Origin of the sequence: Pseudomonas sp. REB1044 (assembly GCF_038813925.1) — a bacterium.
Lineage (GTDB): Bacteria > Pseudomonadota > Gammaproteobacteria > Pseudomonadales > Pseudomonadaceae > Aquipseudomonas > Aquipseudomonas boreofloridensis.
In genome coordinates this window covers 1,509,721-1,535,523 of sequence record NZ_CP046139.1, presented here as the reverse complement: position 1 = coordinate 1,535,523, position 25,803 = coordinate 1,509,721, and the positions used below count along the sequence as shown (strand labels likewise).

The 25,803-nt window shown below is 60.5% G+C and carries 45 protein-coding genes; 13 read left to right on the top strand and 32 right to left on the bottom strand.

All coding sequences use genetic code 11. The features are described 5' to 3' along the window. Positions 1 to 4 precede the first annotated feature (4 nt). The 14 genes from GKC70_RS07290 to GKC70_RS07225 all read right to left on the bottom strand — a co-directional run bounded on the left by GKC70_RS07290 (position 5) and on the right by GKC70_RS07225 (position 8,681). Entirely contained in the window at positions 5 to 331 is a 327-nt protein-coding gene (locus GKC70_RS07290; protein ID WP_342650919.1) for a phage head closure protein, read from the bottom strand. Beyond that, positions 331 to 807 carry a head-tail connector protein gene (locus GKC70_RS07285; RefSeq protein ID WP_342650918.1) on the bottom strand — a complete coding sequence of 159 codons (477 nt, stop codon included), beginning with the start codon at positions 805 to 807 and terminating at the stop codon, positions 331 to 333. Before GKC70_RS07285 ends, GKC70_RS07290 begins: the two co-directional genes overlap by 1 nt. A 3-nt stretch (positions 808 to 810) precedes the next feature. Then, on the bottom strand, positions 811 to 1,200 hold the full coding sequence (locus GKC70_RS07280) for a hypothetical protein (RefSeq protein WP_342650917.1): 390 nt from the start codon (positions 1,198 to 1,200) through the stop codon (positions 811 to 813). 36 nt (positions 1,201 to 1,236) lie between these two features. Further along, on the bottom strand, positions 1,237 to 2,457 hold the full coding sequence (locus tag GKC70_RS07275) for a phage major capsid protein (protein ID WP_342650916.1): 1,221 nt from the start codon (positions 2,455 to 2,457) through the stop codon (positions 1,237 to 1,239). 19 nt (positions 2,458 to 2,476) lie between these two features. After that, complete coding sequence (locus tag GKC70_RS07270; protein ID WP_342650915.1) at positions 2,477 to 3,346, bottom strand: head maturation protease, ClpP-related; 870 nt, start codon at positions 3,344 to 3,346, stop codon at positions 2,477 to 2,479. 13 nt (positions 3,347 to 3,359) lie between these two features. Next, a complete protein-coding gene (locus GKC70_RS07265; RefSeq protein ID WP_342651479.1) occupies positions 3,360 to 4,760 on the bottom strand; it encodes a phage portal protein in 1,401 nt (466 codons plus the stop codon). Further along, positions 4,757 to 6,454, bottom strand: coding sequence for a terminase large subunit (locus GKC70_RS07260; protein WP_342650914.1), 1,698 nt, complete (start codon positions 6,452 to 6,454; stop codon positions 4,757 to 4,759). Before GKC70_RS07260 ends, GKC70_RS07265 begins: the two co-directional genes overlap by 4 nt. After that, entirely contained in the window at positions 6,451 to 6,924 is a 474-nt protein-coding gene (locus tag GKC70_RS07255) for a terminase small subunit (RefSeq protein ID WP_342650913.1), read from the bottom strand. Before GKC70_RS07255 ends, GKC70_RS07260 begins: the two co-directional genes overlap by 4 nt. Before the next feature lie 172 nt (positions 6,925 to 7,096). Next, complete coding sequence (locus GKC70_RS07250) at positions 7,097 to 7,435, bottom strand: HNH endonuclease (protein ID WP_342650912.1); 339 nt, start codon at positions 7,433 to 7,435, stop codon at positions 7,097 to 7,099. Beyond that, positions 7,435 to 7,593: a hypothetical protein gene (locus tag GKC70_RS07245; protein ID WP_342650911.1), complete on the bottom strand. Its 159-nt coding sequence runs from the start codon at positions 7,591 to 7,593 to the stop codon at positions 7,435 to 7,437. The genes GKC70_RS07250 and GKC70_RS07245 overlap by 1 nt, the downstream gene beginning before the upstream one ends. 12 nt (positions 7,594 to 7,605) lie before the next feature. Then, entirely contained in the window at positions 7,606 to 7,836 is a 231-nt protein-coding gene (locus GKC70_RS07240) for a hypothetical protein (protein WP_342650910.1), read from the bottom strand. A gap of 15 nt (positions 7,837 to 7,851) precedes the next feature. Beyond that, entirely contained in the window at positions 7,852 to 8,082 is a 231-nt protein-coding gene (locus tag GKC70_RS07235) for a hypothetical protein (protein ID WP_342650909.1), read from the bottom strand. Between the two features lie 3 nt (positions 8,083 to 8,085). Further along, complete coding sequence (locus tag GKC70_RS07230; protein ID WP_342650908.1) at positions 8,086 to 8,298, bottom strand: hypothetical protein; 213 nt, start codon at positions 8,296 to 8,298, stop codon at positions 8,086 to 8,088. 50 nt (positions 8,299 to 8,348) lie between these two features. Beyond that, positions 8,349 to 8,681, bottom strand: a complete 333-nt coding sequence (locus GKC70_RS07225) for a phage holin, lambda family (protein WP_342650907.1) — start codon at positions 8,679 to 8,681, stop codon at positions 8,349 to 8,351. 157 nt (positions 8,682 to 8,838) lie between these two features. Between GKC70_RS07225 and GKC70_RS07220 the strand changes: the two genes are divergently transcribed. Both GKC70_RS07220 and GKC70_RS07215 read left to right on the top strand, forming a co-directional pair. After that, on the top strand, positions 8,839 to 9,021 hold the full coding sequence (locus tag GKC70_RS07220; RefSeq protein ID WP_016715573.1) for a type II toxin-antitoxin system HicA family toxin: 183 nt from the start codon (positions 8,839 to 8,841) through the stop codon (positions 9,019 to 9,021). A gap of 34 nt (positions 9,022 to 9,055) precedes the next feature. Continuing rightward, positions 9,056 to 9,457 (top strand): type II toxin-antitoxin system HicB family antitoxin, encoded by a 402-nt coding sequence (locus GKC70_RS07215; RefSeq protein ID WP_342650906.1) that lies wholly within the window; start codon positions 9,056 to 9,058, stop codon positions 9,455 to 9,457. Between the two features lie 12 nt (positions 9,458 to 9,469). Here the strand turns inward: GKC70_RS07215 and GKC70_RS07210 are convergent, their stop codons facing one another. From GKC70_RS07210 to GKC70_RS07125, 18 genes are all read right to left on the bottom strand, one after another. Next, positions 9,470 to 9,637: a hypothetical protein gene (locus GKC70_RS07210; protein WP_342650905.1), complete on the bottom strand. Its 168-nt coding sequence runs from the start codon at positions 9,635 to 9,637 to the stop codon at positions 9,470 to 9,472. Positions 9,638 to 9,751: 114 nt separating this feature from the next. Then, a complete protein-coding gene (locus tag GKC70_RS07205; RefSeq protein ID WP_342650904.1) occupies positions 9,752 to 10,300 on the bottom strand; it encodes a hypothetical protein in 549 nt (182 codons plus the stop codon). After that, positions 10,297 to 10,596, bottom strand: a complete 300-nt coding sequence (locus GKC70_RS07200; RefSeq protein ID WP_342650903.1) for a hypothetical protein — start codon at positions 10,594 to 10,596, stop codon at positions 10,297 to 10,299. The genes GKC70_RS07205 and GKC70_RS07200 overlap by 4 nt, the downstream gene beginning before the upstream one ends. Further along, complete coding sequence (locus tag GKC70_RS07195) at positions 10,593 to 11,150, bottom strand: hypothetical protein (protein WP_342650902.1); 558 nt, start codon at positions 11,148 to 11,150, stop codon at positions 10,593 to 10,595. The genes GKC70_RS07200 and GKC70_RS07195 overlap by 4 nt, the downstream gene beginning before the upstream one ends. Beyond that, positions 11,147 to 13,024, bottom strand: coding sequence for a replicative DNA helicase (locus GKC70_RS07190; RefSeq protein WP_342650901.1), 1,878 nt, complete (start codon positions 13,022 to 13,024; stop codon positions 11,147 to 11,149). The genes GKC70_RS07195 and GKC70_RS07190 overlap by 4 nt, the downstream gene beginning before the upstream one ends. Next, on the bottom strand, positions 13,021 to 13,821 hold the full coding sequence (locus GKC70_RS07185; RefSeq protein ID WP_342650900.1) for an ATP-binding protein: 801 nt from the start codon (positions 13,819 to 13,821) through the stop codon (positions 13,021 to 13,023). Before GKC70_RS07185 ends, GKC70_RS07190 begins: the two co-directional genes overlap by 4 nt. Continuing rightward, the gene (locus GKC70_RS07180; protein ID WP_342650899.1) at positions 13,802 to 14,611 is read right to left on the bottom strand and encodes a helix-turn-helix domain-containing protein; all 810 of its coding nucleotides are present in this window, start codon (positions 14,609 to 14,611) and stop codon (positions 13,802 to 13,804) included. Before GKC70_RS07180 ends, GKC70_RS07185 begins: the two co-directional genes overlap by 20 nt. Further along, positions 14,608 to 15,033, bottom strand: coding sequence for a GIY-YIG nuclease family protein (locus GKC70_RS07175; protein WP_342650898.1), 426 nt, complete (start codon positions 15,031 to 15,033; stop codon positions 14,608 to 14,610). The genes GKC70_RS07180 and GKC70_RS07175 overlap by 4 nt, the downstream gene beginning before the upstream one ends. 3 nt (positions 15,034 to 15,036) lie before the next feature. Next, entirely contained in the window at positions 15,037 to 15,267 is a 231-nt protein-coding gene (locus tag GKC70_RS07170; RefSeq protein WP_342650897.1) for a hypothetical protein, read from the bottom strand. Then, a complete protein-coding gene (locus tag GKC70_RS07165; RefSeq protein ID WP_342650896.1) occupies positions 15,264 to 15,554 on the bottom strand; it encodes a hypothetical protein in 291 nt (96 codons plus the stop codon). The genes GKC70_RS07170 and GKC70_RS07165 overlap by 4 nt, the downstream gene beginning before the upstream one ends. After that, positions 15,551 to 15,883, bottom strand: coding sequence for a hypothetical protein (locus tag GKC70_RS07160; protein ID WP_342650895.1), 333 nt, complete (start codon positions 15,881 to 15,883; stop codon positions 15,551 to 15,553). The genes GKC70_RS07165 and GKC70_RS07160 overlap by 4 nt, the downstream gene beginning before the upstream one ends. Next, on the bottom strand, positions 15,880 to 16,674 hold the full coding sequence (locus tag GKC70_RS07155) for a phage antirepressor KilAC domain-containing protein (RefSeq protein WP_342650894.1): 795 nt from the start codon (positions 16,672 to 16,674) through the stop codon (positions 15,880 to 15,882). The genes GKC70_RS07160 and GKC70_RS07155 overlap by 4 nt, the downstream gene beginning before the upstream one ends. Beyond that, complete coding sequence (locus GKC70_RS07150; RefSeq protein ID WP_342650893.1) at positions 16,671 to 17,114, bottom strand: hypothetical protein; 444 nt, start codon at positions 17,112 to 17,114, stop codon at positions 16,671 to 16,673. Before GKC70_RS07150 ends, GKC70_RS07155 begins: the two co-directional genes overlap by 4 nt. Beyond that, positions 17,111 to 17,398 carry a hypothetical protein gene (locus GKC70_RS07145; protein WP_342650892.1) on the bottom strand — a complete coding sequence of 96 codons (288 nt, stop codon included), beginning with the start codon at positions 17,396 to 17,398 and terminating at the stop codon, positions 17,111 to 17,113. The genes GKC70_RS07150 and GKC70_RS07145 overlap by 4 nt, the downstream gene beginning before the upstream one ends. Then, on the bottom strand, positions 17,395 to 17,643 hold the full coding sequence (locus GKC70_RS07140) for a hypothetical protein (protein ID WP_342650891.1): 249 nt from the start codon (positions 17,641 to 17,643) through the stop codon (positions 17,395 to 17,397). Before GKC70_RS07140 ends, GKC70_RS07145 begins: the two co-directional genes overlap by 4 nt. A gap of 17 nt (positions 17,644 to 17,660) precedes the next feature. Continuing rightward, positions 17,661 to 17,978, bottom strand: coding sequence for a hypothetical protein (locus tag GKC70_RS07135; RefSeq protein ID WP_342650890.1), 318 nt, complete (start codon positions 17,976 to 17,978; stop codon positions 17,661 to 17,663). 197 nt (positions 17,979 to 18,175) lie between these two features. Further along, complete coding sequence (locus GKC70_RS07130; RefSeq protein WP_342650889.1) at positions 18,176 to 18,715, bottom strand: KilA-N domain-containing protein; 540 nt, start codon at positions 18,713 to 18,715, stop codon at positions 18,176 to 18,178. Beyond that, positions 18,712 to 18,990 carry a YdaS family helix-turn-helix protein gene (locus GKC70_RS07125; protein WP_342651478.1) on the bottom strand — a complete coding sequence of 93 codons (279 nt, stop codon included), beginning with the start codon at positions 18,988 to 18,990 and terminating at the stop codon, positions 18,712 to 18,714. Before GKC70_RS07125 ends, GKC70_RS07130 begins: the two co-directional genes overlap by 4 nt. A gap of 124 nt (positions 18,991 to 19,114) precedes the next feature. On the opposite strand from GKC70_RS07125, the gene GKC70_RS07120 reads away from it, so the two are divergent. The 11 genes from GKC70_RS07120 to GKC70_RS07070 all read left to right on the top strand — a co-directional run bounded on the left by GKC70_RS07120 (position 19,115) and on the right by GKC70_RS07070 (position 25,765). Further along, a complete protein-coding gene (locus tag GKC70_RS07120; protein WP_342650888.1) occupies positions 19,115 to 19,879 on the top strand; it encodes a helix-turn-helix transcriptional regulator in 765 nt (254 codons plus the stop codon). Positions 19,880 to 19,999: 120 nt separating this feature from the next. Further along, on the top strand, positions 20,000 to 20,386 hold the full coding sequence (locus tag GKC70_RS07115; RefSeq protein WP_342650887.1) for a LuxR C-terminal-related transcriptional regulator: 387 nt from the start codon (positions 20,000 to 20,002) through the stop codon (positions 20,384 to 20,386). Between the two features lie 221 nt (positions 20,387 to 20,607). Continuing rightward, entirely contained in the window at positions 20,608 to 21,453 is an 846-nt protein-coding gene (locus tag GKC70_RS07110; RefSeq protein WP_342650886.1) for a hypothetical protein, read from the top strand. A gap of 20 nt (positions 21,454 to 21,473) precedes the next feature. Continuing rightward, positions 21,474 to 22,181: a hypothetical protein gene (locus tag GKC70_RS07105; protein ID WP_342650885.1), complete on the top strand. Its 708-nt coding sequence runs from the start codon at positions 21,474 to 21,476 to the stop codon at positions 22,179 to 22,181. A gap of 80 nt (positions 22,182 to 22,261) precedes the next feature. Next, the gene (locus GKC70_RS07100) at positions 22,262 to 22,684 is read left to right on the top strand and encodes a carbon storage regulator (protein ID WP_342650884.1); all 423 of its coding nucleotides are present in this window, start codon (positions 22,262 to 22,264) and stop codon (positions 22,682 to 22,684) included. Then, entirely contained in the window at positions 22,674 to 22,901 is a 228-nt protein-coding gene (locus GKC70_RS07095; RefSeq protein ID WP_342650883.1) for an Arc family DNA-binding protein, read from the top strand. The genes GKC70_RS07100 and GKC70_RS07095 overlap by 11 nt, the downstream gene beginning before the upstream one ends. Continuing rightward, complete coding sequence (locus GKC70_RS07090) at positions 22,888 to 23,451, top strand: hypothetical protein (RefSeq protein ID WP_342650882.1); 564 nt, start codon at positions 22,888 to 22,890, stop codon at positions 23,449 to 23,451. Before GKC70_RS07095 ends, GKC70_RS07090 begins: the two co-directional genes overlap by 14 nt. Continuing rightward, positions 23,448 to 23,588 (top strand): hypothetical protein, encoded by a 141-nt coding sequence (locus GKC70_RS07085; RefSeq protein WP_342650881.1) that lies wholly within the window; start codon positions 23,448 to 23,450, stop codon positions 23,586 to 23,588. The genes GKC70_RS07090 and GKC70_RS07085 overlap by 4 nt, the downstream gene beginning before the upstream one ends. 394 nt (positions 23,589 to 23,982) lie before the next feature. After that, on the top strand, positions 23,983 to 24,717 hold the full coding sequence (locus GKC70_RS07080) for a hypothetical protein (RefSeq protein WP_342650880.1): 735 nt from the start codon (positions 23,983 to 23,985) through the stop codon (positions 24,715 to 24,717). Beyond that, complete coding sequence (locus GKC70_RS07075) at positions 24,714 to 25,034, top strand: hypothetical protein (protein WP_342650879.1); 321 nt, start codon at positions 24,714 to 24,716, stop codon at positions 25,032 to 25,034. The genes GKC70_RS07080 and GKC70_RS07075 overlap by 4 nt, the downstream gene beginning before the upstream one ends. Then, entirely contained in the window at positions 25,031 to 25,765 is a 735-nt protein-coding gene (locus GKC70_RS07070) for a metallophosphoesterase (protein WP_342650878.1), read from the top strand. The genes GKC70_RS07075 and GKC70_RS07070 overlap by 4 nt, the downstream gene beginning before the upstream one ends. Positions 25,766 to 25,803: the final 38 nt, after the last annotated feature.

The window sequence follows — 25,803 nt, the reverse complement described above, 5'->3', positions numbered from 1 at the left end:
CACCTCATGGGTTGGGGACGCTGGAGCACAGTAGTCGCAGCATGTCCCGTTCGTTGTTGAGCAATGCGGCCTCGACCTTGTAGGTAATGCCGGTGCGCTTTTCGGTGACCCGCCAGCCGGCAGCGATATCCTTTCGCGGCCGGATGCGGATCTCGGCAGTGACTGTCGCCTTCAACTGCTCCGCTACGGGCATGACCCGACCGGTTGGCATGGCCACCTCTGCCCACACCTCAGCCACTGCCGGCCAGGTCTCCTTGAAGCCGCCGGTGCTGTTCTGCTCGCGCACAGACTTGGCCAGGATGCAGCGGTGACGCAAAGGGCCTGCCCTCATCACACACCCATCCTGACGCGATAAGGCATCAGCAGGTGCTGGGAGGCCAGCGGCAGCTCGGTGGCCGAGCCAGTGGTGACCACCTCCTCGCGATTGGCATACAGGTGGCCCAGCTTCAGCAGGCACGCGGCCTGTATCGCTGGATTGAGCACCATCCCATAGGCTACCGCGTCGGCCCGGTCGTAGGCTTCGGCCAGGGCCTGGCGGGCGTGCTCGTGCAGACGGCAGCGCAAGGTATGGTCTTGCTCCGCATCGGCGGCGGTCGCCTCTGCGGCATTCGCCGTCCTGGCCTGCTGCATCGTCAGCTGGACACCCGCACGGGCCTGGTCAAGTGACACCTGATCCAGGTAGAAACGGCGATTCAGGAACTCCATCGCCGCCTCCTCTGCCGCGTCGAGTTGTGACTGCACCAGTACCTGATCGTCAGGGTCAGCCCGCAGGTGGTCCATGGCGATGTCGATTGCAATGACTGACATACGCTACTCCTGCTCAGGCTTGACCTGGGCAGCCAGACGATCCATCTCCTTCTGGGCTTCAGCCTTGTTGCCCAAGAATTCGCCGACCTGGTTGCCGTCTTCGCCGACGACGATCCATTTGCCATGCCCCTCTTGCTTGAGACTGAGAGGCCCGACTACACCAAGCGGGACGGGCGGCGGAGTCAGAACGTTCAGGCTGCTGGAAGTCAGCACGCCCGCGCCGACCGCATCTTCCTGCGAAATGGTCACCACCACCTCGCCATCCGAGTCGTCCAGTTCGGCATAACCTTTCTGGATCAGTTCGCGGCCGTGCTGCTCGATGGTCTCGAAAGGCGTGCTGGCGGCCAGCGTCTGGCCGCCCAAATACAGTGGTTTCAAGGTCTTCAGTTTCATGAATGCCTCCGGGGCCGCCACGAGAGCGGCCAGCACTTAGGATTTCGGGACGACCGGTGCGGCGAAATCACCGAAGATGAATGCCTCGGGGCGTTTCACCGCCAGGGCTGCACGCTCCTCGCAGCGGACCGAGATCAGGTTCTTCTCGAAGTCGTCGGCGTTCTCGGTCGAGATGACCACGTTGGCGTCTTCACGGTCGAACAGCTGAGCGCCGGTTTGGAAAGCACCGGTCAGGAACTTGCCCATGAACGCGGCGACCTCGGTGGCCACCACCGGCAGGCCCCACAGCACAGGGCCTGCCAGGCCCAGCGGGTTGGCCAGGATGTAACGGCCCAGGGTGTCCTTGGTCAGTTCGATCTTGGCCCAGTCCATGAAGTGCAGGACGTGACCGGAAGCCGGCAAGCGCGCCAACTGGGCTTGCAGCATCGCCAGGCGCAGGTCATCGATACCCGAACGCTCGTCCACCTCGAACGCCGGCACATACTTCGAAGCCTGCGGGACGATGCCATGCAGATGCACGCCGGTGCCGTCACCGAACAGGATCTCCTGCTCTTCGACGTACTTGAGGCCGTAGCGCATCTCGACGTCGATGGTCGAACCCAGCTGCGCGAAGTCGTCCAGGATCTGCTTCGAGGCCTTGAACATATGGGCGATGGTCGACACAGCGGTGAGCTTCGAAGCGAATTCGATGCTCGAGTACGGCTTGGCGGTGCCCTCGGCCACGACCTTGGCAGCGTTGGTGAAGCCGGTCTGCTGCACCCAGAAGATGGCCGGTGCGGTGGTGCGACCCGGCGCGATCAGATCACGGATGAACAGGCGCTGCTTCGGCGCGGTGTCGATGCCGGGCAGACGCTGAGGCTCGACGATGCCGGCCGGAACGTCGGTGGACAACAGGGCGGCACTGACCGGAATGTTGACGCGCTTGCCGCCTTCGATGCTGGCGGCAAACTGCTTGAGCGCTTCGCTTTTGATCACAACCCCGCCCAGGCTGTCCTGGGTCTGCGGGGAGCCAGCCGAAGGCAGGCGCGCGAACTCCTGTTCGAGCTCGCCCAACTGTGCTTTCAGTTGCTTTTCAGCCTCGGTCAGGCTGTTGAACTTGGTCGCCATCTCATCGACGGCCGCCTTGGTTTCTTCGGACAGGCTGCCGGCCTTCTTGGCCTCGGCCAAGGCGTTTTCGGCCTGCTTGCTGAAATCGCTGGTGGCCTGTTTGAGCTCGGCGGAAACCTGCTTGAGCAGGTCAGCGGTATTGTCTGCCATGGGATTCTCTCCGGTTACTTTAGGGCTGCTGCCGAGAACCGCGACATTGCGGCCTGTAGATCGGCAAAGTGGTTGGCCAAATCGGCCGGGGTTTCGGCAGCGCTGCGCGTACCGGTGGGGGCAGCGCCAGGCGTGCCCCCTTGAGTTCTTGAATCAGGGATCGCCGCTCGGAACGGGGCATGCCCTGCTTCGCCAGAATCGCGTCCAGTCTGCGAGCGGCGATCTGGTGGGGCGCCTTGGCCTGCGGGTCTTCCTGCGCGGCGTCTGAAGGGAGAAGGCCGTCGGCGAAACCAGCCTCGACGGCCGTGCTCCCACCCATCCAGGTTTCGACATCCATGAGGGCACGCATCGCGGCGGCCTCATCGCCGGTTCTGACCGAGTAAATCTCAGCCAGAGTGCCGTCGATCTGGTCGAGGAAATCAGCGACCTCCGCGAAGTCGTTCCGGTCACCTGCTGCGATGGTCCAAGCATTGTGGATCATCATGAAACCGGCCCGGGCGATCTGGATTTCATCGCCGGCCATGGCAATGAACGATGCAGCAGATGCGGCCAGGCCCAGCACCTGCACGGTCACCTTGCCTTTGTGCTCGCGCAGCAGGTTGTAGATAGCCAGGCCTTCAAACACATCGCCGCCTGGGCTATTGATCTTCACGGTGATGTCTTTATCGCCGATGCTGCGCAGCGCTGCGCTGACGCGCTTGGCGGTAACGCCCTCGCCCGTCCACCAGTCCATGCCGATCGGGTCGTACATGGTGATGGTGGTGGAGTCGTCCCCGGTAGCGGCCTTGATCGCTGGGTTCCAGCGCTCCATCGCCTTGGGCAGCAAGTCGGATTCGACGCGCGCGTGCGGTCGCACCGCCGGCGCCGCCGGTAGTGTCTTGAGAGTCATGGGTTACTCCAGGTCAGGCCGCTTTAAGCAGCGGCATCGAGATCAGCGCGTGGGCCATCATGGGGCCGTCCGGATTGCCAGTTTCTAGGGCCTCGGAGGCCAGCTCGACCGCTTTGTTGATGGCCTCTCGGTCGTCGTTGTTGCGCGCCGAGATCAGCCTGAGCATGAATGCCGAGGCTGCCGGCGACACGCCTGCTGCCGGTTTGCCGAGTTCCTGCAAGGGCACGAGTGCGGACTGGACAGTGTAGGTGTCGCCGCCTGGGATCGGCGGATAGTTCTCAAGGCGCCGCACCTCGTTGCGAGACATCCAGCCGTTTTGCAGCGCGGTGTTGTACCAGGCTGCGCGACCCGCGTTGTCAGCGCGCAGCAAGCCGTCTACTGCGAACTCGGCATAGTAGTCGTCGGCATCGGCCTCGCCGATCAGGCAGCGCGTGATCTCCTGCTCGATGTTGACCAGCAATGGCCGCAGGCTGTTGGTGAGGAAGTGCAGATTCTGCGCCTCGACCGAGGCCGCCCAGCTGGACTGCTTGTCCATGTGGCCAACCATGAACGGCGGAACGCGGAACCAGCGGCACATTTCCTCAATCCCGAAGGACCTGGACTCCAGCATCTGTGCAGCTTCAGGGTTCATCGTGATGCCCTGGTACTTGAAACCGGCCTCAGCGACCATGATCTTGCCGGCGTTCTTCGAGCCCATGAATGCCTGCATGCTCTTCCGCAGCTGCTCGCGCTGCTGCGGCGTGATCTTGGCATCGCTGCTCAGGATGCCGGACGCCTGCATGCCCTGTGCAAACACCTTCGCCGCGGCCTCCTCGATCGCCATCGCCGAGCCGAAAATCTCACGCCCGGTGGTGACCGGGAGCATCCCGCAGACCCCATCCAGGCCGAAGCCACGAATGTGCATCAGGTTCTTCTCGGGAATGTCGCGATCCACGCCATTCTCGGTGTACGTGTACTTCAGGCGCCCGTTGTCCTGGCGCTTCACCCTCATGCACTGAGGCAGAAGCGGTACCAGAGCGATGATCCTGCTGCCGATCATCTTCTTCTCGATGAAGGCGTTACCTCGAAGGCAAATGCTTGCCACCACCAGCAGCATGAAGCGCTGCGGGGTCATCTCGGCGTTGGGGATGCGACACAGCACGCGGTACAGTGGATGGTCTTTGGCGACCTCACGAGATCCATCAGGGAGGCGCCGGTACAGCTTGAGCGGAAGTGTTGAGACGGATTCCGACAGCAATCTCACGCACGCCCAAACAGTGGACAGCTGCATGGCCTTGTCGACCGATACATGCTTTCCAGATGCGGAGCTGCCGAACCACTCCTGCCAAAATGCGCCATCTTTCAGGCCGATAGGCACACCGAGCCAGTTTTGCAGCGCAGCCTTCACCCGGCCAGGTTTCTTGTCGGCCATCAGATTCCTACCATGATCGGGTTATCAAAGAAGCCCTGAAGGTCACCAGAACCTTCTGGATTCAGGGCCATCAGGGACACAGCGTCGAACGTCGACATCAGAGGGTCGATCTTTGCCGAGCCGCTGGCCTGCTTTGTGATGGTGATTGCGTTGCCTTGGGGGACGATGCGCGCATTGCCGACACACCAGTTCATCATCGCGCTGCCGCAGTGAACGATTTCACCGCCGGCCACCTTGCGCTCGGTGGTCTTGATGGCGCCGTTGAGTTTCCAACCCTGCGAGACCGCCACGATTTGCTCCATGGTGATGCCGCGCTCTTGAGTCGTCAGCTCGTCGACGATGTCACCGATGCCGGCCGCATCGACGCCGATAGCCAGTTTTTCAGGAAGCAAGCCACGATCCCTGATGTCGCAGATGATGTCAGCAATCTGCTGAACATCGTCGCCTGGTCGATCAACAACTGTCAGGTCGCCGGCCTTCTCGAAGTCCATCAGCACGCTGGCGATATCCTTCCGCCGCTCGAACACGATGTTGTGCGCCCAGGCATGCGACCAGTGAAGCCACCGACGGGATACGGGCTCTCGGCCAAGTACGGTCAGACCGAGCAAGTCGTCAAGGCCACCGCCGTCGATGCCTACCGTCACTACCTCGGAGCGTTCCAGCAGACCTTCTAGGCTCAGTCCTGCCTCCGCTGCAGACTCCCAGTGATCAGAACCCGCCCAGCGGTCTGACCGCAAATCAAGGCCGATCTCGACATTGAGATGCTTGGCCAGGAAGCCGCGAACAGCACTCTCGCCCACTGCCTGAGCTTCCTGATACTTCTGCTCGATCACCTCTTGGTCGACAGAGAGCCCCCAGTTGGGATTCGTTACATGAGCGTTTTCCAGATCGCGGTGCTCGTTCCGATCAATCATGGCCTTGGGGAATTCGTAGATCACAGGCAGGAAACGCCGGTCTTCGATTTCGCCGTCGCGCACTTTCCGCGCGTAGTGCAATTTGTCCTTAAAGGCACCAGCCGGAGGCTCGTCAGATTGAGTTGTGCAGTAGAACACGAATCCTTCAGGACGAGACGCCAGGCCTCCAGTGGCCTCGACAAGCATCTTCGCCGACTTGGCTTGCTTGCCGAACTCCCAGAGCTCGTCGATGAACACGCCGGTGGCCTTCTTGCCGGTTACGGTAGCCGAGTCAGCCGCCACCACCTTCAAAGTCGCCTTGTTCAGATTGTCGGTGACGATCCGGTTGTACTCCTGCACATGGAACCTGGCCTGCAGGTCCTCATCGGCATCAATCATGTCTCGGATCGGCTTGAAGGCGTTGTCAGCCGCTTCCTTCGTCGGCGCCAGGATCAGGAACTCGCCAGAGGGTCGGGTGTTCAGGATCAGAGCCGTGAGCATGATGCCCGCAGCAATCGTCGACTTGCCGTTCTTCTTGCTGACCATCAGGAAGTAGTTCGTGATCAGCCTGCGACCGGCCTCGGCGTCATACGCGCCGAACAGCGCGCCAACCACGTCTAGCACCCAACTACGACAGGTTTCACCCATCAAGGGGCTGCCGTCAGCATCCACCATGCGAAGGTTGCCAAACACATCAAGCGCGTCTTCTGCCTGCTCTGGGAAGATGGGTTCAAGCGGGACAAGCGACTGTCCGCGAACGATTCGGCTTTCCCAGTCAGGGCATGCAGTAGTCCACTTGATCATTTGACAGCCTTCAAATGACGTTCACGCAGCGCGAAACGGTTGCCGCTGGCCCCCACCTTAGCCGCGTCTTCGAGCTTCTGCTCTTTCTTGCCAAGGCTCGACTTCTTGCCGTGACAGTAGGGCAGCGCCGCCTGGGCAGCATTGCGGCGGTCGAAGACTTTAGCCTCCGAATTGTTCATCAGAGCGATCAGCCAGAGCAGTGGATCTTCGGTGCAGGGCAGGTTAACCAACTCACCGGACGATTCGTCCGCCGGGGCTGGATCAGCGTCTTCACTCTCGAGCTCGGGTTTAACATTTCGGCCCGACTTTAACTTTTCGAGGGCAGCAACCACCTCAGGGTCTTTTGCGAGTCGAGAGCCTGCCGCCGATGCGCTGCCCGCCGCGTATCCTGCGGCCTCAGCCGCTTCGCGATTCGAGGCACCAGATGCCTTGGATTCGACAAAACGGCGTTTTTTGGATGTTAACGCCATTAACAAAAACCTCTGAAACGGGGAAAAAATTCACACGTGGGGGCAAGGGTGGTCTAGCTAGGTGAGATTCCCTAACATTTATCCCACCCTCCCCCTGCGGCACGCCACTGACGTGCTTCGACCCCTCCTGCAGCACGCCTCTGACGTGCTTCACAACCCCGCGGGTACCTCTTCACACCGGCTGCCCGGCGCGCTCCTCGGCCTGCTTGACCGACGAGTGGCAATGGGTGCACAGCGAGACCCACTGGCTGCGGTCCCAGAAGACCTTCATGTCGCCGCGATGTGGAGTGCTGTGGTCAACGACAGTCGCCGCAGTCACGCGCCCCTCACGCTGGCAGTACACGCACAGCGGATGCGCCTCGAGCCATGCAGCTCTGGCGACCTGCCACTTGTACCCGTACCCACGTTGGGCTGCTGTCCCCTTCGCTGCACGCCAGGAGTCAGGGTTGACAGTGGCAAGCTTCGAAGGCTGGGCCTGCACTGCTGGCTTCAACGACTTGAGCCTGGCCATCAGCGCACCTCGGTCACGATGCCGCGCTCGATCCAGCGCATGACGCGAGCCAAGTTCGGTTCGCGACCCGTGATGTGGGACATGGCCATGACGCCGGCCAGGTAGTACTTCAGCCACCAGCGATGGCGGCAGACGATCGTGGCGTAGACCTTAGCCATGGCCGGTGCTCCTCATCTCTTGTACCAGGTCAGCTGGTAGCACCGCGCATCAGGCGGCACCTCAGCGATCGGCCAGCGCAGGCAGTCCATGTGCTTGCGCACGGGCCGTGTGCGGCTCACCCGCAGCGTCTGCACCAGGTAGGCAGAGCCTGCAGCCGTAGTGATGAAATCACCGACCGCGATGCCCTCGGCGCCGTCCACGTAGAGCTTGCAGGGTGTGTAAGGCGCTCGCGTTCTGGCCATCGTGTGCTCCCTGCGCTACTCGCCGCTCCAGCCCAGCAACTTGAGCTGGTCATCAATCGCGGCCAGCTCAGCCCTGAAGTGATCCGCCAGGGGCTCGGTCACCGAGTGCAAGACAGCCTCGTTTTGGTAGTCGCCGGTTATGGCCAGTGCCACACCCTTGCCGCTCAGCACCGTATCCAGCCGGCGCTGCACCTGGTCGCGGGTATGGAAAAGACTGGACGCGGTCGCGATCTGGTTTCGGTTCACTGGTCAGCCCTCGATCGGCACCAGCCGGTAGCGCGCGAGGTCGTTGCCCAGCTGTTCGCCTTGGACTTCCTCGATCAACTGGGCGATCTCGACGACCGCGGCCTTGTTAGGCTCGATGTGGATGCTCATGGACATGATCTTGGATGCATCCAAGCCGAGCGCCTTGCACACAACCTGACCAAGCTCATGGCCAGCAGAAATCTTGAGGTCAGACATGTTTCTCTCCTTCGCGCCACGAAACGGCGCATATCGATTTTGTGGCGCGGTCATTCCGCTTTGCGATTTGGCAGCTTGAAGTCGGTGAATCGGTCCGCGATGTTGCGTACCTTCTCCACTCCCAAGAAGCCGATCCAACCACCGACGAAGGTGGACATGCTCTGCGGTAGGCCAAAGAACTCCAGGCCACTGATGATGGTGAGCGTCAGGCCGCCGCAGATGGCCCCTTCCACCAGCATCTGGCGGCGCGTGCCACCGCCGTAGGTAATTCGCAATACGGCCATGGCGCAGGACAAGCTGGCGGCATACAGAAGCGGCGCGTGCTGGCTCAGCCAGGCGAGCAGCCAAGCCCAGGTGTCCGGTTTGTCTGGCATGTTGGGCATCCGATTTCCTCCCTTTCGGGGAGCACAAATGAAAAAGCCCGCCGTATGGCGAGCCCGTTGAACGACCACTAAAAAGTAACCCTAGGCGCATCTTTTCTCTTTACGAGTTATGCGCCTAGGGTTATAATTATCCCATCAACCACACAAGGAGACGGAGGTGCAAAGTAGGCAGTTGATCAAGGAGCTTGAAGCCGCTGGATGGGTTCTGAAACGAGTCACCGGAAGCCACCACATCTTCAAACACCCCAACAACCCAAACTCGATACCAGTGCCCCACCCCAAGAAAGACCTACCGATCGGCACGGTAAAGAGCATCAAGGAACGAGCCGGGTTGAAATGACCCGGCTTCACCCTTTGCACCCCGAGGAGAACACATGAACTATCCAATCTGCATCGAGTGGGGCGACGACACTACCGCCATCGGTATTCAGATCCCCGACATTCCAGGCGCTGCCACAGCAGGCGACACCTTCGAGGAAGCATATGCAGCAGCTGTCGAGGTTGCCCACATCATGCTCGAGGAGATCGCCGGCAGTGGCCAGGCCATCCCGATGCCCACCAGCGCAGCAGCGCACCGGGGCAACCCTGACTTCGCCGACATGGGCTGGGGCATGCTGGAGATCGACATCACTCCGTACCTGGGCAAGACCGAGAAGGTCAATGTCACCCTGCCCGGCTTCGTCATCCAGCAGATTGACCGGTACGTGAGGGACCACAACGTGAAAAGCCGGTCGTCATTCCTGGCTGATGCAGCCCTGGAAAAGCTGGGGCGATAAGGCAACTAGGAGCTATGCCGACAGACCGAGTCTTACCGCGTGACACTCGGTCTCTCCGCCAGGCGCTTTCTGATACTCGCGCACCAAGTCCAAACCTGGGCCAATGATATCGATGTTCTTCCCCTCGGCCGCCCGGATCTCGGTCAGTCGAGCGATCAGATCGTCCAGTGTCTTTTCCATTTTCGCTCTCCAGAAATGAAAAAGCCCCGGCTGAAAGGCCAGGGCTTTAGGGGTTCTCATCAACAAGACACAGAACCGCAATGTGGTGAATTAAATTCTCATTTTCTCACCAAGTCAAGCGGCTTCTGCAATGAGGCCGGCTTCGTCGAGAATCACCGCTGCCGAAGCGAATGCAGCGTCCAATTCCTGCTTGAGCCAGCGCCTGATATCGGACCTCCATCGGTACAGCGTTTTCTCAGGGGTGGGCGAGTCGAGATTGTCCCAGGTATGGAGAACCATGAAACCCGCTGGCAAGTTGGTGACGGCCCAGGCTGTAACGCACTTCTGCCGGAACAGCCAATGCGCCTTGCCCGGCGCCGCCCTGGCCACATACTGGATGGCGAGCGCTCTTTCCTGCTGCAAAGACTTGCTGGTGTCGACCTTGTAGAACGCCTCCAGCATGTTCCAGTGCAGCGGGGAAAGCACCCTGTGCAGCAAGGAACGGGTCATGGCGTCCTGTGTGAGCTGGTCAAAGCGATCCAGAGGGCACGGGTTGTCACCCTTCCCCGCCTGCGCGCCAGGGGGCTGGTACTTGCCCTGCCACGCTTGGCCCTTGTGCAGCGAAATTGCGTCGAGCGTCATCGCCCTGACTACGCCGTGTTCGGCGTCACGATAGACCGTCATGCAGCTCTCCGAATGCGGCGTGGTGGTGGGTTGTCGTCGAGGCCCAGCAGGTCGCGCAGCAGTCTGTCTGCCAACTTGCTCTTGGCGTTACCCTCCAGCACCCAGCGCTTGCAGTACTCGCCGAACTCGACATTGACCCGCGTTGCGTGCCAGCTGGCGACCATGTCGAGCAGGCAGGCCATGGCCGCAGCGCCACCCAGCTTTTCCTCGGCCAGATGCTGGCCGGCGATCTTCAGGAACTGGCGCTCATGCTCCTGGAGGACTTTGCGCGGCAGCGCCGCAGTTACCTTGCTCATTGTGCGGCACTCCATACGTGCAGAATTTCACCAGGGCGCTGGTCGGTGCGCGCCTCCACCGATACGGCCCTGGCCCAGGAGCGATATGCCGCCTCCGGGGTATCGCCAGCACCAGCCCACGGGTGCTGCTCGGACATGCAGCGCCAGGTGCCTGCGTAGCGCCAGATCTTCACCTTGGGCAGCCGGCCGGTGAAGCCGACCTTGTGCGCGGCCAGCCAGGCCTCGACAGCAGGCCAGATGATCGCCTGCTCGTCCTCCTTGAACTTGGACTTGTGGCCGCTCGACACCTCGGCGAGGCCCCACGATTCGTTGGCTACCCACATCACGAAACCGGTCGGCGCGTGCTCCAGCTCATAGCCCTTGTGGCGCCAGCCCCAGTCGCCTGGGAAGTCGCGCAGTGAGGCGGCGATGCGCCCGGCCTCGGGGTAGGCAGTGGCCTTGGCCATCGCTGCGCCTGGCGGCAGAATCGCGACACCATCAGATACAAGCGGCTGGTAGCCAGCGGGCTCGTGCACGGGCGCCAGCAGCCTGGCGATTAGCTTCAACGGGTTCATCGCTGCACCTCCAGGTCTTCATCCACCACGCGCACGCACTCGTCAAATACCTCCTTGGGCACCCGGGCGTTGAGTTCGCGCAGAATGGCCTTGTCGCGGGCCTGCCACGCTGGGCAGTTACGTCGAGCCTCCACCCGCAGCGCCTTCATGTGCTGCATCAGGCGCTGGCGGTCGCGGTTGATGTGCTTGAGCGCCGCCTTGGCCCGGTGATACCAGAAGGGGTCGGCATACTTGCCTTCCGCTACCGCCTTACCCTTGGCCTGGCCGATCTGGCACTCCAGGCGAATGGCATCGCGGCACAGCACCTCCTCCAGCACCTTGCACTCGGCCAGGGTGGCGGGGAGTTCGACCGGCCCGCGCGGGGCGCTGCTGGGTGCCGGGGTGTTGCCAGTGGCAACAGGCTGCTCAGCACCAGCACGCTTGGTCACCTTGACCGATACGACTGGTGCTGCAGATTTGCCAGCGCCAAGGCGCGGCCAGATATCAGAGAGATTCATGGTTGTTCCCCTTGTAGCGCTGGGCATAGCTTCCCCGCCCCATCTCGACCTCATCGTCGCTTGGGGGGCTCCTCGGAAGTTTGCGAACCGGCTGTATTGGCCTTGCCGGTGAACCAAGCACGTCCCTGTGCGGCCGTGGCGGTTTTTGTCGACGATCAGCTCTGTGACGCCCTGCTGGCCGGCCTCAGACTCGGGGTCGTGATGGACCAGAACAATCACATCAGCATCCTGCTCAATCTGCCCGCTGTCCTTGAGGTCACTGGCCTGCGGCTTCTTGTTGGGCCGGCTCGATGGGCCGCGATTGACCTGGGCCAGTGCGATGACGGGTATCCCCAACTCACGACTCAGGTTCATGACCGCCGTTGAGTTGCGGGCAACGGCTTCGGTCCGGCTCGCTGCGCGAATGTCAGAACCGATAATCTGCAGGTAGTCGATCAGCAGCACGTCGAGCCCCTTCTCGCGCATCAAAGATCTGGCCTCGGCCCTGATCTCAGGCATCGTCATCCCCGGACGGTCAATGAGGTACAGCTCAGCTTGCTTGATCGCTCCAGATGCAGCGCCCACCCTGCTCCACTCGTCCTCGTCCAAGTCCTTGACGTCTCGCAACCGTTTGAGGTCCACGCCGCCGAGGGAGGCGATAGCACGAAGGGTCAATTGCTCGCTCGGCATTTCCAAGCTGACAGCCAGGCCCACCCCATTGCCCCGAGTAGCGATATGCTGGAGCACCTGCAGCCCAAGCATTGTTTTCCCCGAGGCAGGGCGGCCCCCGATCACGACCATCGACTTGGGCGCCAGGTAGTCCACCAGCTTGTCCAGGTCGGCAAGCCCGGTGGACATCTTTGCCGGGATCTTGTCGTCGAGAACGTCCTGCATGTGCTCGAGCACGACCGGCAGAACCTCGCTCATGCGCTTGTAGCTTCCCCCTCCACTGTGAAGGTCTCTCAGATCTGCCATGGCCTGCTGGGCGGCGGCGATCACCTCGGCGGTTGGGGCGCCTTGCTCGACCATGCCGCGCGCCTGGCCACCGATATCGATGATGTGCCGGATCACGCCCCACTCCTTGACGTGCTTGGCGTAGGCCTTCCAGTTCGCCGCCGACGGCACCTTGCTGGCCAGCTCTGCAGCGTAGGCGATCACAAGGTCACCGCTGGGCAGCGTGCGGCGCACATTCCCCACGGTTATCGGATCAATGGGAATGGACCTGTCGTTGCACTCAACCATGGCGTCGAACAGCGCGGCGTTGTCGTCGCGGTAGAAGTCGCCCGAGGTGATCTGCCCCAGAATGTCCTCGACCAATCCTGTGTCTCGCTGCAGGCCGGCCTGCAGGACAGCCCCGAGAACGCCGTGCTCGGCTTCGTCACTGAATAGCTCCCTCATGCCACAGCCCTCATCGAGGACCATGTGAAGCCAACGGCCATGCCGCCGTTCTGCCGCAGGCGATCCAGGGCGCGGTCGCCGATGTAGGCCTTCAGGCCCTCAACGCTCAGGTTGCTGATAAGCACCGTCGGCAGCACGGCCTGGTAACGACGATCGATGATGGCGTGCAGCAGCCCCAGTTCGTAGTCGCTGCCCTTCTGGCAACCAACCTCGTCGATCACCAGCAAGTCCAGGCCGCCCAGGTGCAACACAACATCGCGGTCGGTGTATCCAGATCCGGGCACCATCGAGGCGCGGGCAATGCTGATGATCTCGCTCGCCGGGACGATCAGTGCGCGGCACTGGTCCGCCACCACGGTGCGCACGATCGCACTGGCCAGGTGGGTCTTGCCGCACCCAACATTGCCAGTCAGCAGCAGTGAGCGGCCGGCCCGGAAGTGGTCCGGAAACTGTTCGGCATACACGCGGCACCTGGCCAGGGCCTTTCGCTGCGCTTCGGTTTCGGCGATGTAACTCTCGAACGTCGCCTCGGCGAAGCGCGGAGTGATACCAGCGGCGATAAGCGCGGCTGTGGCGTTCTCAGCCTTGCGCTGGGCGCTGGCCTGGGCATGCTGCTGGGAATCGCGAGGAGCCATATGCAGGGCCTCCCAGGCGCATCGTTTGCAGCCACGCGGCAGCATCGAGCCGTCGACCTGCTCAACTTCGCTCATGTCGACATCGCCGTGGACAGGGCACACACCCGCGAAGATGCGCTTAGCTGGGGCGCGGTGGAACAGGTCAGAAATTTGCTCGACCATCTTGGGCCTCCTGATACATATCCGGGGTGTGCTGGGGGAGGTCGTTGAGCCTCGAAGGCTTACCCCCTCTTGCGCCAGCGCCAGGCAGGACAGACTCCGGATAGATATCCGACCAGCTGTTGGTGGTGGACTTGTCCAGTACTGCGTCGGGCTCGGGATGGTTGGCCAGCTTTTTGGCGATCAGCTCACAAGCGCGAAGCGTCAGTGGCGCCCGCTTGGCTTTGCGCATTTCGCAGAAGTCAGACCATGCTTGATCGGATGCATTGGCGGGCTTAGCAGTCAGTGGGTCGAACTTTGATTTGCTACCCTTCTGGCTAGGCGTTTTCTCGCCTATTGGTTTATTAACGGTTAATTGACGGTTATATGACGGATTGGGTGCAGCTGCTGCACCCCGTTCTGTCTTCATTTGCACCCCGTTCTGTTGTGAGCTGCACCCCGTTGCTACTTCATTTGCACCCCGCTCTGCATTCTCATTGTCTCGGGGTGCAGTTGGTGCACCCCGTTTTTCCACCATGTCATACACAACCGGGCGCCGGTCATGGCGGTCAATGTGGGCGGCCGCGATAGCCTGATTCCCACGCCGAATCAACCCAGCGGATTCCAAGGCATCTAGCTTGTAACGCACGGTGCGCTCCGACAGGCCCGTGTCGATAGCCAGCGTCTGCGCCGAAGGAAACGCGCCACGGCCATCAGGGCCGGCATAGTTGGCCAGACACAAAAGGACGTGCCGGGAGGTGGGCTCTTTGACCTCTTGCTGCTCCAACGCCCAGACCATGGATTGGATGCTCATGACCGCTGCCTCCGAGCCCGCTCGATGTAGCCTGGGCTATGAAGGCTCTGCTCGAACCACAGCGGACGGCTCCGCCACATGCAGCCAGGGTTTCGGGCCTCTTTTGCTTCATCCGAATCCCAGCTCGAGATGAGCTCTCCGTCACCCTCTACGGCACGGATGATGTCGATCAGCGGCCCCAGAAAGAACTCGCGATTCTCCGATACGCGACGATCAGCAAGATTGGCGTGTACCGACTGCTCCCAAGCCAGCGCGCTCTCATGCTCGCCGTAGAAGAGCACGCGGTACTCAGACGGTACGCCGGTTCCCCGCGAAAGCTCCACAGCACGCCGGCACGGCGAGTGGGCGGTCATACCGACCTTGTAGACTCCCGGCATAGCTTCGCTGCCCATGATGTAGATGAACCCGTAAGTGCTACTCATTGTTCAAATCTCCAACTCGGCGGTCACCCGCCGGACAAACTGGTCGTAGCTTTCGGCCATCTCGAAGCCCTTGTCTTCCATGGCCTGGCGCCCAGCCTTGGCTAGTTCGTAAAGCGTCCAGCGCTCGCGCTCTGGAAAGCCTTTGAACTGGATGTAGGTAGGCCAGGGCCCGGCGACGATCGTTGCCCCAGCGCGCTGCTGGAGCGCCTGGGCGGGGTTTGGGGTCGGGGTCATTGAAGAGTCTCCCCTGGCAAAGGGTAGATACCAGCGGACAGCGCTTCGGCAGCGCTACTGCTCAGCCTCACCACCAGGACGCGAAGGGCCATGTTCGAGTTCGCGATGGATACAGAAAGATTCCAGGCCGTGTCATCGTCCAGGCGCTGATCCTGCGTATGGGTCAACAGATCGTAGCTCTCGTCGGTCAGGTTGAACGCCATGGCGGCCAGCGTGAGATTGTCGAACTGCTCGAAGTAGGCCAGATCGTGGGAGACCTGGCGCTCGGCTTTCAGTGAGGTCGTCATGCCTCACCTCCTTCGCTCGGGATACCGAGCTTTTGGAATATGCGGCGAGTGATCGCCATCTGAATCTCACGGGGCTCTGCACCGATCATTCGCCTGACAAGAACTCGAGCGCAAATCTGCGCCTCAAGCGCGTTACAGAAGGCTTCCTGATGGTTGAAATGCCAGTGGTCTCCTGACGTCGGGTCGTTCGGATTGCCGATGAAATCAACGGTGCTTTCAAGCAGGTCCCAGATCCGGTAAATGAGCTGATCGCTCGTCAGCAGGCTCATGGTCTCGTCGTTGATGTGCACAGCGGCCTCGGGCCGAGGGAAATTGAGGACATTGCTCATTGGGAATCCCCCAGCAGATCTGCATCACGGCTTGCCCACAATGCCTGGATCTTGGCGAAGCCTTTACCCGTTACTCGGCAGGTGAACTTCGTGCGCCGCTCGTCTGTGTCAGGGTCTTTGTAGGAGCTTGCGGATGCGACCAGGTACCCTGCCTCGATCTTGGCCTGATAGGGCTGGCCGTACCGGTCAACCCAGCGCTTTTGCTTGAGGAAATCGAACAAGCGGTTCTGCCCGGTGCCTATTGCCTGGGCTACTTCGCGCACATACATGACGTTGTGGGAAACCACCACCTGATCATGAAACTCGACCTTTGGGGCATCTGCAGCCACCTTCTGCTCCAGCAGTAGGTTTTCGCTGGACAGCTCCCTGTTATCGCCTTCCAGCGCCAGGCGTTTCTCGACGTTTTCCAGCAGCAAACCCTTGAGCACGGCCGGGTCGGAAAGAGCGGCCATTACGTCAGTAGGCGACTTGGCAAGCTTCTGCTCGAGCTCGGTCATATAGTCGAAGACAGCCGCCTGAAGCTCGTAGCTGTACGACATGGCCATGAGGCAAGACTCGCGCTTCGGGAAGCGATAGCAAGGCGCAGATCGATAGCCGCCGCGAGGACCAGGGACTTGATATGTGGTGGAAAAACTTCCGGCACATGCGCCAAGCACTTTTGGCACCTTCTTGAGGAAGTCGCCGTGATCCAACGCCGGGTCACCAGGGGAGCGGCGGCTGTTGATGAAGTCGACCAACTCCAGGCTGGTCATGGTGACGGCATCGCCGCCTTGGAATTTGACGATGCTCATGCAGTTGCTCCTTCGAGCACCATCCAGCGCTCTTGAATGATTTGCTCACGGAAATCGCAGCCGACGACCCAGGACAGCAGCTCCTGGACTTCACGCTGCGCTTCAGCGGTGGTGATATCGCCGCCCATTTCTTCGATGCGGATGGCGGACATGACACAGCGCCAGGCGGGATTGACGCTCATGCCGGTGAGCGCCATAACCTGGCGGTAGATCGCCATCGAAATGTGCTCGAGGTCGATCAACTGAGCTTGGTTGAGAGGATGGCGGCGGGTACGCGCCCCATCCTCTGGAGCATCGATGATCCCGCTCACCTTCCAGTAGGCGCCGACCAGCGACGGCAGATCTCCGCCAGTCGCAGTGGGTTCGGGGACGTTGATATGGCGGCGGACCATCGCTGCAAGGTCGAGGGAAAGCCTGGCGATAGCGGGTGAGTTCTTCATGCCGCACCTCCCGCGCCACGTTTTGCAGTGGCAGGCTTTTGTGGCGCGCACTCCGACAGGCGCTGCTGAAGATCCTCCCGTGCGCAGTCGAAACCGTTGGCCTGATCAGCCGCTGCGTAGATGCCAAGATCGACCAAGCGAGCCGCCGCAGTGTGATCGCTCACTGTGGGTCGGGCTGCTTTTAGCAGAGCCTCAAGTTGCAGGATGGTCTGCACGGCGGCGGCCAGTTGATCCAAGGCGTCGCGCGCTACCAGGTGCTGGGTACCACAGAGGTCGAGGGTCATGCTGCACCTCCCTGCTCGGGATCAACACCGGCGTGGGCGCTGTACACCAAGGCGAGGGCAGATTCGGCAGCGAAAAATGTCAACGTGGCGAGCTGCGTCACTGCCGGCTCCTGCATCAGCTCGCGCAGGCCGGCGACAACTGCCTCGAGGCGGTCAGTTGCAGCATCCAGAGATTCGTGAACGGGAATGCCGCCCACTGCCTCGAATACCGAATGAAGCTGCTGGGTGTGGAACTCGTGGGACATGGTCATTGGCTGGGTAGTCATGGCTGCTCACCCATCTTTTGCAGCGCATACTGGCTTGCGCGAGTTAGCGTACTTGCAACCTCCCCCAAGAACGCCAGGGCGCGAACCTCAGAGAGATATGCCAATTCACCATCGTTGATGGACGCGGCCAGTCGATTAGCCAGTTGGTGGACGCCATCGCCAAGGTCAGCTGCAAAACGCAAACCCTCGACCAGGTCGACACCTTCCTTGATGACAAACAGCCTGATCCCCTGCAAGTCCGGGTCGCCGAACTCCATCTTGTTTAAGGTTGGCAGTTGCGCCAGTGCTGGCGCGGTGGTATTTTTCGGGTGCATCTCGTCCTCCTACAGAACGAAGATTCAAAAAGTCCCTTGCAGGGGACTGGTTAAAGGACCCGCCTGGCAGCGGGTTTTTTGTTGCCTGCGATTTAGCCGGACAACAAAAACTGGGATGCCGAGGCCGTCATCAGGAGGCCTTCAGGCGAGGTTGATTTGGGTTGTTCAGACCGAGCACCATTTGCAGCGAATCAAGCTCACGCTCGATGTCGCCTAGCAAGCATCGGCTTGTCGCGCTTCCACTCACAAAGGCCGCGCCCGTAGATGCTGGCGAGAGATTCGCGGTCGTCGAAGATCTTGCAAGCGCGATTGAGTCGATCCAGCTTCGACGGAGCGCCGCTCAACAGAGCCTCAATTTTCGTGTCGCACCAAACAGCGAACTTGGTGCTGATCCAGCGACCGAAATAAACCCTGATTTTCGGATGCAACCATGTTCCGCCACTGCCGCCAGCCTTGGTCATCACGAGGCCGGTCCTTTTCGTGAGAGCGAGGATCTTGGAGCGAACCCAGGATTTAGATGCGTCTAACTCTTTGATTTCATTGAATTCTGTCAGAGTGACAGAATTGACCCCGAGGGCATCTCCCATGATGCAGAGGTATTCGAGGGTTTCGATTTGACGAAGCCAGGCGGTAGGCTCCTTGCCGAACTGCTTGGCGATTTTCGTGGCGTTCAGCCAGCCGTCAGCGCTGAGATCGACCTGGCGCCCTTCGAAGTCGAGATGAACTACGTTACTCACTGCGCACCTCCGGTACTGGATAAATTTACAGAGGGATTGCCCGGCTGCCCCTCAAGCTCATACCGAAGTAAGCTTTGGTTCAGGGTCGGGGCAGCCTCCGGGTACAGATCGGGACGAAGAAGGGTGCGAGATACGCCAGATGCTGACTCAATGCGCAAGACATGCTTGGGGGGTACGTGGCCGGTCGCGCACATGCGCTGAACGTTTTGTGGGGTGCACTTCAGAATCTTCGCAAGAGCGGTTTGACTACCCACTGCTTTGATCACCGAAGCCATGACCTGGATGTTCATGAGATTTCTCACGGTCTTGTGACATTACCCGAGAGACTACAGCCGTAATTTTCAATTTACAAACAATATTTGCAATGAAACCTACAACATGAGGTTGTATTCTTGAGCCATGAAAACAGTCGCTGAACTCATCTCATCGGGGAGAAAAGCCGCCGGCATCAACCAGTCCGAGCTGGCGCGCCGTTTAGGCATCACTCCTCAATCCGTGCAGGCATGGGAGTCGGGGCGCTCTAAACCGCGGGCGCACATGCTTGCAGATATCGCCCAAGCGATTGGCGTTTCACCCGAGCTCCTCATCGGAGCCACCATCGAAACTGGAGGCGGCTCGGGCGGTGGCAGCAGGACCTTGAGCCTTATTAGGGAAATGCTTGAAAAAACCAGCCCGGCTCACGAAGCCAGCATGGCAGGGAAGCTGTCGCCCTGGGACGATGAAACCCCTCTTGAGGATGATGAGGTCGAAGTACCTTTCTTGCGTGAGGTGGAGCTTTCGGCAGGCTCAGGTAGGACTGCTGTAGAGCTTTCGTCCAAGAGGAAGATCCGCTTCGGGAAGCTGACTCTACGGAATCAGGGAGTGCAATTCGAGCAAGCGGTGTGCGTTTCGGTTCATGGCGACAGCATGGCGCCAGTGCTCCCTGATGGGAGCACTGTGGGCATCGACACCGGATCAACCGTTGTGCGTGATGGTAAGATTTACGCCCTCAATCAAAATGGACACCTTCGGATCAAGACACTGTATCGCTTACCGGATGGGGGTATACGTTTGCGAAGCTTCAACCGAGAAGAGTATCCAGATGAGGAGTACACCCTCCAGGACATGGTTGATAAGGACATCACGATAATCGGCAGGGTCTTCTGGTCATCTGTTTTGTGGTAGCCGTCAAAGAAAAGCCAGGCATTGCCTGGTTTTTTTTGATCCGAATTACAAATATCATTTGCAAAATACAAATTCTGTTTGTAGTCTGATCTCCATCCTTCCTGAGCATGGAGCTTCTCAATGACCGCCAACACCATCACCTCCAGCGGCTGGACCGGACGCCTCGACATGGGCTTGGCTCCGCGTGAGCTGGAGGCCACCTTACTTGCGGCAGCTGACCTGACCGTTAAGCAGGTTGCCCAGGTGATGGGGATTGCTCCGAAGACCGTTGAAAAGCGCTTGGAGGCGGCACGCCTGAAACTGGGCGCCAAAACCATGCGCGGCTTGGTTCTCGAAGCATTCCGACGCCAGATCATCAGCCCTGTGGCGGCGACCATGACCCTGGTGCTGGCTCTGCATTCGATGATCGGTGATGACGTTGCGCTTCGGGTGCGCCGAGGCGGCGGCGAAAAGCGGGTCGAGCTTCGCGTTGCGGCGCGGCGGATCGAGCAGCAACTGGTGGCGTAGCAGCGGCGAGCGCCTTCGATGAGGGGGTTGTCCGGTGCGAATGCATCATTTGGCTAGGCGAGCAGCGGTCGGGTACGGCGTGTTAAGGCGTGGCGGGCTACGGCGCGGCGAGGGCTGACAACAGCGTACAGCCACTTTGATTCTGAGGTGGCTGTGCGGTGACCAAGCCTGAGCAATAGCGAACGGATTCGCACAACCTCAATTTTGTGGAGCTCCACCAGATGAACTTGACTACCCAGGCAACAATGACCAGCGTCGAGCTGGTTGAAGTGATCAATGCATTTCGCAAGGAGAAGGCCGAAGCTGCCGGGCAGAAGTTTCCGTCCGAAGGCTTTGCCAAGCTTGAGCATGGTGATTTCTTGAAGAAAGTGCCCGAAGTTCTGGGCAAGGAAGTAGCAGGAAATTTTTCCGGCTACTACACCGCCAGCAACGGGAAGAAAAATCCGTGCTACATCCTCCCAAAGCGGGAGTCTTGCTTGCTGGCGATGAGCTACTCGTACGAGCTGCAAGCCCGGGTCTATGACCGCATGACAGCGCTGGAAGAACACGCTGCGCCAGCACTGCCCGGCCCGAATTCACGCGCCACCGCCGACACCCCAGACAAGCGCCTCACTGCCGCCGAGCGCGGTTTCCGGGCAGGGCTGAAAATCGCCAAGCTGGCCGGACTGTCTGGCAATCAGGCGACCTTCGCTGCTGACCGTCTTGTTCAACGCGAGATGGGCTGCTCGCCGCTGCGCATGATAGGCGTCACTTCGATCGCCACTGAGGATAACGAACGAACCTACACCCCGAGCGAGCTGTGCGCCAAGCTCAAAGGTTCTTGGAACCCTCGCGCTCTAAATAAGAAGCTCGAGGAAATGGGCCTGCAAGAACATGTTGACCTTGGCGGAAAGAGCAAGGAGTGGGAGTTGACTGAGTCAGGCAGGGAGCACGGCGTCATGAATGACACCGGAAAAGTTCACACGACTACGGGGCAGAGCGTGTTCAGTGTTCGCTGGAAGCCGTCGGTTCTGGCTTTGATTAAAGATACGGCAGCACTGCCTATTCAAGGCTCCATGAATGTTTGATGTTGTGCCGGGAGTACGATATGAAAATATCTGCCAAGTACGAAAAACGTTTACTTGAGATTTTTAGCGGAAACAACTTGTCTCTCCGCGATACGCTGACTACTTGTAGGCGCCTCTCACGACACGCGGCTCAAGTCAGAGACGGTGAGCGCGAACAATACCGCGTAGAGATAAGGCAAGCTGAGAAAGGATTGCCGTTCACTAAAGCGAAAGTAGATGCTCTCAAGGATCGAGATCGTGAATCACACGATCGATGCGAAGCAATTCTTCTGCCGATCGGGAAATGGCTCGCAGGCTCAGGGCCTGAAATTGAAAGGGCTTATGGGTTTGAGGGCATTTGCGACTTGCTCAACGTGAACCCAGTTCACAGGGGAGGCATCAAGGCAGATCATGACGGACACTCCAATGCTCTTGTATCAATAGCCCACTTTGAGGGGCTTGAAGATAGCGCAGAGCAGCTCAGCGGCAGGAAGGAGCGCGAGTGGAAAGATGGCCCATTATTCTGGTGCTACATGGAAGTCCTCAGTGACTATATTGCAAAAAACCCAGGATCTTTCTTTGGCGCCATGTCGAAGCCTGGCGGTCCTTTGCACGGCATCCCCGCCTATCGAGTTACGCAAGATGGAATGGTTACCATCGAGAGGCCGTCACTCGAAGTTCATGAAAACAACGGAAACACGACAACAGTTCAGCGAAAGCCTGAAGTTATTGGTCGAATAATTAAGTAAAACTCAGCTAACACCGCAACTTCACTCGAAAGCCAAGTTACTCGGCAGGCCCCCGGCTTGCCTGAAATAGGGAGATTCACATGCTTATGCTCACACGCAACGTCGGAAAGGCAGTCGTCATCGCCGGCAACATCCGCGTGATGGTGTCAGCCGTAAACGGCCATCAGGTCCGCCTTGGCATCGCCGCTCCTGCCGGCGTGGTCGTTGATCGCGAGGAGATTCACCAGCGCCGTGTTGCCGAAGGCACTGCACAGGAGGCGCCAGCGTTCGACATCGACGACCACGTCAGCCTGGCCAACGACGCGCGCCGGTACCGTTACCTGCGTGATCGCGAGCGCCTTGAAGATCCTGACCACGACCTGCTGGTCGTACGGGGGAATAAGTGGTTCTGCACTGAAGAACTGGATCGCGAGATCGATACCGCGCTTCGCCTGGAAGCCTTGGAGCAGCCGGTGGTGCAGAGCATGGCAGCCAACCCGTTGGAGGTGTCCCATGGCCTTTGAACACGACAGCCGCACTGCCGATAAATTCGTCGTCCGGCTACCCGACGGGATGCGCGACCAAGTTGCAGCAACTGCGGCAGCCGATGAGCGCTCGATGAACGGCCTGATCGTCATCGCGATTCGTGAATACCTGGATCGTGGCCAGCGTGCAAACGCCCTGCTCGACGCGCTGACTCAGGCAGCCGAAGCCAAGGGGGTCAACCATGACGCAGCCTGACCGCATCACGCTGGTGCTGCGTCCGGCCGAGGGCGGCACCCTGGAACACATCCTGCCGTTCGCCAAGCTGGGCGCTCACGTGTACATCGGGCGCGGCCTGGCGGTGATCGCTGGCGCCAGCGACGGAGATCTGCAGCAGGAGCTTGAGCACGCCCAGGCCGGGAAATCGAGCGAGGCTCTGCTGTACGAGCCCTGGACCGACAAGCAGGTGCTGGACTTTCTATCGGTCGCGCTACGACACGTTGTGGTCGAGGGCGATCTGAAATTCAGCGACATCAACGACGCCATGTTCTACATGGCCGAGAAGGGCGAGCCGGCATTCCGCAAGGCTATCGGGATCGACGAGCACGTCCGCATGGCTGCAGATGCGCGCCGGTACCAGTGGCTTCGTGATCAGGCCCTGACTACCGGCAGCGGATTCACCCCTGCTGTGTACGACAGAGCTGGCGGTATCGGCACGGCTCGCGTTGGCGAAGACCTTGATCAGCGCATTGACTGCGCGATCCGGAACTTCATCTGTGGGCAGTCCCAGCAGGAGCAGCAGCCGTGAGCCGCGCATCCCTGCTGTTGCAACTGTGGGATGCCCTCCAGCATCGCGAAACCACTTTCGGCCAGGTCGCCGCTCTGTCCGCCGCGTGCGGCCTGGACGGGCGCCGGGTGCTGGCTGACCACTTCCGGGGGCTGTAATGAAGCCCGGACACGAGCGTCCCGTAAATCGTTTGGCAGCGATCGTCGTCGGAGCTGCTGACAGCTACGAGTTCAAGATGAGTGACGGAGCCGTCAACTCGTTCCTACCTTTGCCAACTAGAGCGGTTTCCAGGGCGGAAGCCTGCCAGCCCTGCTTCACGGATCTGAAAGGCGTAAAGCTCGGCAGGCTCACTGTTGTCGGGATATCCGCAGAAGTGCCCGCTCGCTGGGTGGTGCGATGCACATGCGGAACTTATGGCCTCAGAACGGCCAAGGCGATCAAGGCTGCAGCACCGGACGCTTGTTGCCACCAGTGCCACTTGCTCGCTATCGCCAAGCGCAATGACATCAAGCGTCGAACCGGAAAGTTTGTACCAGTCGAGGACATTCTCAAATGAAGCGCCGATCAATCAACCCCGCCGCCCTCCCCGCCGTGGGCCAACCCCTGGGCGGCGGCTTCTTCGCCGGACGGATCTTCTTCGACGGCGCCGAGCATGCGGTTATCGATGCAGGCCGGGAGTTCGAGGTTGCCGCCCACTGGTGGCAGGAAGAAGGCCCGCGCCCGCGCATCCGTGGCGCCACATCGCGATTCGACGGGATGGCCAACACTCAAGCCATGGCCGCCGAGGGCAGCGCCATCGCCCGCAAGGTGCTGGACATGAATATCCGTGGCACCTGGGGCTGGCACATCCCGTCGATCGAGGAACTGCAAGTGCTGCGCTGTAACCTGCTCCAGCTTGACGACTGGGGCCGGTCAGGCCTGTACCTGGACAAGGACGCCGCGCAGGCCTTTGTCTGCGCACACGACTACTGGACCAGCAGCCAGAAGGCAAACTCGGCCACGGCCTGGTACATGGCCATGCTGCCCTGGTGCACGCCTGAGACGAACTGGGTGAGTCGGGTCAAGGGTATCAGGCCGGTGCGCACCCTGCTGATCAGTCAGGATTCCTTCGTACACGCGCCATCGACAGACACGCCTACCACCGAGGCAGATCTGCGCGGACTGGCCAACCAGCACGCCGTGGCCACCGTGCTCGAGCGCTTCGTGAACGAGGACGCCGGGAGGTTCTACGGGCGCACCGAGGCGCTGGTGGCTGAGCTGGCGGCGCTGGCGGGGGGTCGACCATGATCCAGACCCTGATCTCCACAGGCATCAGCGCCATCATCAGTCTGTCATTACTGTTCGGCGGCGCCCAGCTCCACCAGTTTGCGTTCTACGTCGTGATGGCCTTCAACATCATGGCCTGGTTAGGCGTGCTGGGCGGCATGGTCACTGGCGATGCCGCACAGCGGATCATGCAGTACTGGTGGATCAGCCTACCCAGCACGTGCTTCCAGCTCTACGCGCTGATCTACAGCATGCACCCCATGCTGGCAGCGTCCGTTTTCTTCGTGTCGTTCTTCATCGTCGCAGCGGCAGCAAAGGCCACGGGGGTGCTGTCGTGAGTATTTTGCAGCGGTTCCCCATCAACACCGCCGGCCGAGACTTCGCCGTGGGCGACATTCACGGCCACTTCACCCGCCTGCAGCGCGCCTTGGACGCGGTCAGCTTCGATCCTGCTGCTGATCGGCTGTTCTCTGTAGGCGACCTGGTGGATCGCGGGCCCGAGTCTGATCAGGTGGATACCTGGCTGGCCAAGCCATGCTTCCACGCCGTGCGCGGTAATCATGAGCAGATGGCGATCGAGGCTTATCGGTTCGATCCGTCCGGCCGCATCGGTGACGTGCACCTCTCCAACGGCGGGGCCTGGCTCTATGCCAGATCCTCCGTGGAGCAGGCGTGCTATGTCGAGCTGCTGGCCGACCTGCCGCTGATCATCGAGGTGATGACGCCCCAAGGCCTAGTCGGGATCGTGCATGCCGACTGCCCATTCCCAACCTGGCAGATGCTCCAGTCCTGGGCTGATGGCTGCATGCCGGGCATGCGCAATGTCGAGGAGGCCGTGCAGTGGTCGCGCAGCCGGATCACCCACGAGCAGCACCACGGTGTCGGCGGCGTGCGCGCAGTGGTGGTGGGGCACACCCCTGTCCGGCGTCCGGCGTTGCTGGGCAACGTCTACCACATCGACACAGGCGGCTGGATGGACGGCCACTTCACGCTGCTGGACCTGCACACCCTGCAGGCGCACCCGCCGATTGACCCGAAGCTGAGCTGGGACTGGGAGGACAGAACGTGACCATTAACGAATTGAGGTGCCAACACTGGAGCCGGTGC